Raw genomic sequence first — 6432 nt, forward strand, 5'->3', positions numbered from 1 at the left:
CCGTGGACATGCAGATGAACGAAGGCAAGACCTGCGTCATCGAGGTCATGTGCACCCGCGAGCTGGGCGACCCCTTCCGCCGTGACGCCCTGAAGAAGCCGGTGCGCATGCTCGAGAAGTATCAGGATTACGTCTGATCCAGAAACATTCAGTGGTAGTGGTTTTCCCCCGGCAGTGCCGGGGGGTTTTTCTCCCGGGTACCCGGTTGTGTCCGAGTGAAGGAGGTATATGACGTGAAGGCACTGAATCGAATTCTAGAGCAAGCACGCCAGGCCCCCCGGCGTATCGTGCTGTGCGAGGGTGAGGATGAGCGGGTGCTGCATGCCGCCATCAAGGCGGCAGAAAACGGCATCGCCAAGGTCATCCTGGTGGGGGAGCATGCGGGTATCAGTCGTAGAGCCGAACAGTTAGGGATCGACCTGGCAGCGATCGAGATCATCGACCCTGCGGTCTCTTCCTTGCGTGAGGGCCTCGCCGAGGCGCTGTATGCACTTCGCGAGAAGAAGGGCATGACACGTGAGCAAGCCGACGCCGCGGTCAGCGAGCCGTTATGCTTTGCCAATCTGCTCGTCCGTGAGGGGCATGCCGATGGCTGCGTCGCGGGGGCGGTCAATACCACCGCCGACGTGGTGAGAAGCGCCATCCAGTTGCTGGGGCTGGCTCCGGGAAGCAAGCTGGTGTCGAGCTTCTTTCTGATGATGCTTTGCAAGCCGTTCCACAACCTCAAGGGCGGCATGATCTTCTCCGACTGTGGCCTGGTCATCGATCCCGATGACGAGCAGCTGTCGCAGATCGCCATGACGGCGGCCGACAGCGCCGAGTCGCTGCTGGGCGAGGAGGCGAGGGTGGCCATGCTGTCTTTTTCGACCAGCGGCAGCGCCCAGCACGGCAACGTGGAAAAGGTGGTGCGGGCGGCACGGCGGGTCAAGGCCGAGCGGCCAGGGCTTGCCATCGACGAGGATGTGCAACTCGACGCGGCCATCGTCGCCGATATTGCCGAGCGCAAGCTTCCCGACTCGAAGGTCAAGGGTAATGCCAACGTGTTGATCTTTCCCGATCTGCAAGCCGGCAATATTGGCTACAAGCTGGCCGAGCGAATCGGTGGCGCCGAGGCCATCGGCCCGCTCCTGCAGGGCTTGGCCAAGCCGGCCAACGATCTCTCCCGAGGCTGCAGTGTCGATGATATCTACCATGTTATCGCCGTGACCACCGTGCAGGCACAGGCTGCCGAGGCACGGGACTCGGCCGCCGCCGCCAACGACATCTGAGCCGGTCATGAGCATCGAGGTCCTGTTGCCCTTCTTGGCCATTGCCGCGGTCGCCGGCTATTTTCAGACGGTGACCGGCTTCGGCCTGGGAATGATCGTGATGGGCGCCACCAGTGGGCTGTCCATCACCTCGGTAGCCTCGGTAGCCGCCGTGGTCAGTCTGATGACCCTGGCCAATAGCGCCGTGGCGCTGCCAGGCAAGTTGAAGCTCCTCGACCTGCGAGCCACGGTCGCCACCATCGCCGGTATCATCCCGTCGATCATTGTCGGTGTGCTGCTGCTGGACTACCTCAGTCATAGCGCTGCCAGCGTATTGCGCATCGCCCTTGGCCTGGTGGTGTGTTACGGCGGGCTGGGTCTGGTGCTCAGGCCGCGACCCCGTGAAACGCTCTCCTCGCGGGGCAGCTTCTTTATCAGTGGCATGTTATCGGGGTTGTTCGGGGGGCTGTTCGGTATCGCCGGGCCACCGGTCATCTATCAGTGCTATCGCCAGCCGATGTCGCTGATGGCGATTCGCAACATGCTGATTCTTCTGTTCGCCGCCACCTCCGGTATGCGGACCCTGTTTATCGGTGTGCGTGGGGAACTGGATGCCGAGATCCTGATTCTTGCCGCCTGGGCCATTCCGGTGGTGGCCCTGGCGACCTATATTGGTCGCCGCTGCCCACCGCCGCTCTCGGCGCTGGCGATGCGCCGGGTCGCCTTCGTCACGCTGATGCTGATCGGGGGTGGACTGATCGCCTCGGAAGTGCTGTAAGAGTGTTGCGTCGGTCATTCGCGGCCCAGCCCCGCCGAGTGGTGCCGGGGGGGCTGGGCGCATCAGCTTACCGAAATTCCCTTATCATCTTGCGTGATAGTACGACTATCCTTGGGCCTCACTCACCCTTGGGCGTCACTCAGCTTCCATGCACCCTGCTCCAGCGGCAGGAAGGCGGCGATGGCAGCAGTGGCGATGACGTGAGTGGTGTTGTTGGCGGGATCATGGACATCGAGACCGCCGTGAACCACCTGGACCTCGGGGCGGCCGCGAGGCAGTTCGGCGCGGAGTGTCTCGATATCGACCCGCTCAGGCTGCTGAACGCCGATGGTCACCTGAACGCGCATCTCCCGATGGTCGATGCCGAGTGACTTGAACAGCACGATGGAGGAGTGGTGCAGGGCATCCTGAACAGCGCGGCAGGCGGCCTTGGTGTAGTCCTCACCGTAGAGGTCGTTGCCGGTACCCATCTCGAGAATGATGCGTTTCTCAGTCATGACGCGGCTCCATATCGAAGGAGACGATGACGGCGGCATTGGCGATCACGCTGGTGCCGCTGCCGTCGGGCTTGTCGATGTCGAGGCCACCCTTGACCACCGTGATGCTCGGCTGGCCGTAGGGGAAGACGCCCAGCAGGGCGTCGCTGTCCACGGCCTCGGGCCGTTGCACGCCGATCTCGACGTCGATCAGCATCGCTTCTCTGGGGAAGTCGAAGGCATCGGCAAGATTGAGGGAGTTGTGCCACAGGGCGTCGCGGATCGCCCGCGCCGCCGCTTCCGTGTAGTTGCGGCTGCGGATCGAAGTGCCCATGCCGAACTGGTGCACCAGGCGTGTCTTGGCCATATCGGTTTCTCCTCACTCCGCGGCGTGATCGCGAATCACGAAGTGCTTGGTGGTGGTCTCGATCACCTCCCAGTAGCCGCGGAAGCCATCGGGGATCAGGAAGGCGTCTCCGCCGCGAAAGGTCTGAGCGCTACCATCCTCGGCGATCAGGCGCACATGACCCGACAGGATGTAACAGAATTCGTCGCGATCGGTGAAGGCGTGCCACTTGCCCGGGGTACTGGTCCAGGTGCCGGCGATCATCTTGCCGTCAGGACTCTCGAAGAACAGCGTGGATTCGTGGTTGGGGTCGCCCTCGACCACTCGGTCCGGCAAGTCGGCCAGGCGGCGGCGTGCGGTGGTGCCGGTATCCTTGCCGAAATCGATGACCTGGATTGCCATGATCTTCTCCTCTGAACAGGTAGGGCTGAGGGGTTAGCGGCGGTGGCGTCCGCCGATCAGTTCGACGATCTCATCGAACAGGTGTGTATCGAGCGCCTCGGACATGTCGGTGGCCAGGCAGCGGCGGTAGAAGGGGCTCAGGTCCAGCCCTACGCCCAGGCCCAGCACCTCGACCTGGCCTTCACGCGTGCGTCTGGCGACCACCTCCTTGAGGTGGTTGTCCAGGTAGTAGGTGTCGTTGGTCAGGTTGGTGGCGCTGTCCGCCGGGCAGCCATCGGAGATCACGATCAGGATACGACGGTTCTCCGGTCGGGCGAGCAGGCGCTCACAGGCCCAGTCCACCGCTTCGCCGTCGATGCCCTCGCGAAACAGGTCGGCCTTGAGCAGGGCGGCAATGTCGGTACGAGCGCGACGCCAGCTACGTTCGGCGTCCTTGAACACCATGTGGCAGACCTCATTGAGACGGCCCGGCTCGCGGGGGCGTCCGCTGCGCATCCACTCCTTGTAGGCGCGTCCGCCATTCCAGGCGCCGGTGGTGAAGCCGAGCAGTTCGGTGCCGGCACCGATCATCTCCAGCGCGCGGATCAGGCTCTCGGCCATCATCGTCACCGGGACGATGTGATGTTTCATGGAGCCGGAGCAGTCGATCAGCAGGCTGACGGCGCAGTCGGTGCCCAGCTTGAGCTGTTCGCGATAGAACAGCCGCCGCTCGGTGGGCGAACTGACCAGCTGGGCCAGTCGACGCCCGTCGATACGGCCCTCTTCCTCGCCGAATGCCCAGCCATCCTGGCGAGGCTCCCACAGAATGCTGCCGAGTCGACGTGCCAGGCGAGGGATATTGATGCCCTGTTCGGCGGTGGCCTGATCGAGGCGCTCGCGATATTCGCGGAGCAGGGCGCGGCGTACCAGGCTGCCGGCGTTGACCTCGCGGTCGAAGCGGGTAGTGAAGACGCGATAGGTCGAGGCCGAGTCCTCGAAGACCTTGCTGCGCCCGGTGGCCGCCGCCGCGATGCCAGCGTCGTCGCCGTCGCTGTCATCGAAGTCGAGCAGCAACGCAAAGGCGCCGGTGGCGGCCTCTTCGTGATCGGCGGCCTCATCGTCATCTTCGGTCTGGGCCCGCTCGGCGCGTACCCGCTTACCGACGATGGCAGCGATCGCCAGGGCGTGTTCAGCGTAGGCGTCCTGGTCATGACGCTGGCGTCGCAGGCCTTGAAGTGCCGTTCCGAGTTCGCGCACCAGGGAGAAGCGAGTGCTCTCGATGTAATCCTCGGTTTCTTCGAGTACCGGCCGGGCATGCAGTCGTGACCAGCACATCTGGGCCACGGTGTAGAGCAGCAGGCCGATGCTGCCCTCGGTGAGGCCGGAGCGGTAGAAGTCGCGCGACCAGCGCTCGAAGCGCTGCAGCAGGTTATCGGCCATGCCGGGCATATCGTCGGGGACCCGGGTTTCCACCCTCAGCTGCTCGAGAAGCTCGAACACCAACCGCTCGATCGGGTCATCGGGACAGTGCTGTCGATGCAGGGCCATGTCGGAGTGCAGCAGGCGCATCGCCATGCCATCGGCGACGGCCCGGCAGTCGGCGAAGTCATCCTGGGCCGGGTCGATACGCAGATGCGGCGCGTGAGTGGGGAGACGCCTCTCGCCCTGATGGAGGCGCTGCCCGCGATAGTGAAGGTCGGCATGGCCGGTGATGGCACGCAGACTGGCCGCGCAGAGCTCCTCGATCCGTTGCTGCCGGCGCGCCTGCTGTTGGGCGCTTGCAGTCATGACGGCCGGGCCTCCTGCATCCAGGATTCGTCTAGCTCCTCGCCGAAACAGCGCTGGTAGTACTCGGCAACGATGGGCCGTTCGGCCTCGTCACACTTGTTGAGGAACGAGAGCCGGAAGGCCAAGGCGGGATTGCGGAAGATCTCGCAGTTCTCGGCCCAGGTGATCACCGTGCGGGGTGACATCAGGGTGGAGAGGTCGCCTGCCGCGAAGCCCTGGCGGGTCAGGTTGGCGACCGCCACCATGGCAGAAATCAACTCGCGTCCCCTCTCGTAGTCCTTGCTGGGCACTCGGCTCAGCACGATCGCTACCTCTTCATCACGCGGCAGGTAGTCGAGCTTGGCGACGATGTTCCAGCGATCGATCTGGGCGTGGTTGAGCACCTGAGTGCCCTGGTAGAGCCCGGTGAGGTTGCCAAGGCCTACGGTATTGGCGGTGGCGAACAGCCGGAAGTGGGAGTGGGGGTGAATGACCCGGTTCTGATCGAGCAGGGTGAAGTTGCCATCGCGTTCGAGGATGCGCTGGATGACGAACATCACGTCCGGGCGGCCGGCATCGTACTCGTCGAAGATCAGTGCCACCGGGCGCTGCAGTGACCAGGGCACGATGCCCTCCTGAAACTCGGTGACCTGCACGCCGTCGCGCACCACGATCGCGTCCTTGCCGACCAGGTCGAGACGGCTGATATGGCCGTCGAGGTTGACCCGCAGGCAGGGCCAGTTGAGGCGGGCGGCGACCTGTTCGATATGGGTCGACTTGCCGGTGCCGTGCAGTCCCTGAACCATCACGCGGCGGTTGCGAGTGAAGCCGGCCAGGATCGCCAGCGTCACATCGGGGTTGAAGCGGTAGGCCTCGTCGACCTCCGGCACGTACTCGTCACGCTCGCTGAACGCGGGTACCTCGAGGTCGCTGTCGATACCGAAGAGTTCACGGACCGAGCGCATGACGTCGGGTTTGGCATTGATCAGATCTGTCATCACTGTCTCCTCGGCCGTCGTCGGCCGTTGACCTTGAGCCCTGCGGCCGTCGTGTTGCCGGGCTTGGCGCGTGAATGGGCGATTGTTGTGCTATGAGCAGTTGTTGTGCTGCGAGCGTGCCACGTCGAGCGATAGGCCGATAATAGATCAGTTTCTCAAAAAGAATCAAATCGTACCGATTTATGAAATATCGTGTTGACGTTAGGATCTCGGCGATCTAGAGTGACATCGCATTCCGCAAATCGGAATGATTCATTCCATAATAAAGCAAGCCACATAGCGCATTTCGACAGTGTCGCCTCGGAGGACCCTCATGAGCACAGAGAACACCACAGATACCCGTCAGGTCGTGGAAGGCAAGCAGAAGATGACGCCCTCGGAGGCCTTCGTGGAGACCCTGGTCGCCAACGGCGTCACCGACATGTTCGGCATCATGGGC

7 protein-coding genes are annotated in these 6432 nt (G+C 63.4%); 2 read left to right on the forward strand and 5 right to left on the reverse strand.

Features of this window, described 5'->3' with window-relative positions; all coding sequences use genetic code 11:
* Nucleotides 1-233: 233 nt before the first annotated feature.
* Both pta and RM463_RS17320 read left to right on the forward strand, forming a co-directional pair.
* Nucleotides 234-1268, forward strand: a complete 1035-nt coding sequence (gene pta / locus RM463_RS17315; protein ID WP_311430760.1) for a phosphate acetyltransferase — start codon at nt 234-236, stop codon at nt 1266-1268.
* 7 nt (nt 1269-1275) lie between these two features.
* On the forward strand, nt 1276-2025 hold the full coding sequence (locus RM463_RS17320; protein ID WP_195687978.1) for a sulfite exporter TauE/SafE family protein: 750 nt from the start codon (nt 1276-1278) through the stop codon (nt 2023-2025).
* Nucleotides 2026-2147: 122 nt separating this feature from the next.
* Here the strand turns inward: RM463_RS17320 and RM463_RS17325 are convergent, their stop codons facing one another.
* The 5 genes from RM463_RS17325 to RM463_RS17345 are packed head-to-tail and all read right to left on the reverse strand — an operon-like array spanning nt 2148 to nt 5993.
* The gene (locus RM463_RS17325) at nt 2148-2522 is read right to left on the reverse strand and encodes a Lin0512 family protein (RefSeq protein WP_311430761.1); all 375 of its coding nucleotides are present in this window, start codon (nt 2520-2522) and stop codon (nt 2148-2150) included.
* On the reverse strand, nt 2515-2868 hold the full coding sequence (locus tag RM463_RS17330; RefSeq protein WP_195687980.1) for a Lin0512 family protein: 354 nt from the start codon (nt 2866-2868) through the stop codon (nt 2515-2517). The genes RM463_RS17325 and RM463_RS17330 overlap by 8 nt, the downstream gene beginning before the upstream one ends.
* A 12-nt stretch (nt 2869-2880) precedes the next feature.
* Nucleotides 2881-3249 carry a cupin domain-containing protein gene (locus tag RM463_RS17335; RefSeq protein WP_229332964.1) on the reverse strand — a complete coding sequence of 123 codons (369 nt, stop codon included), beginning with the start codon at nt 3247-3249 and terminating at the stop codon, nt 2881-2883.
* A 33-nt stretch (nt 3250-3282) separates the two neighbouring features.
* Nucleotides 3283-5016 carry a cobaltochelatase CobT-related protein gene (locus RM463_RS17340; RefSeq protein WP_311430762.1) on the reverse strand — a complete coding sequence of 578 codons (1734 nt, stop codon included), beginning with the start codon at nt 5014-5016 and terminating at the stop codon, nt 3283-3285.
* Nucleotides 5013-5993, reverse strand: a complete 981-nt coding sequence (locus RM463_RS17345; protein WP_311430763.1) for a MoxR family ATPase — start codon at nt 5991-5993, stop codon at nt 5013-5015. The genes RM463_RS17340 and RM463_RS17345 overlap by 4 nt, the downstream gene beginning before the upstream one ends.
* Nucleotides 5994-6432 lie beyond the last annotated feature (439 nt).

This window comes from Halomonas sp. LES1, assembly GCF_031846005.1.
In the GTDB taxonomy this organism is placed as follows: Bacteria; Pseudomonadota; Gammaproteobacteria; order Pseudomonadales; family Halomonadaceae; genus Halomonas.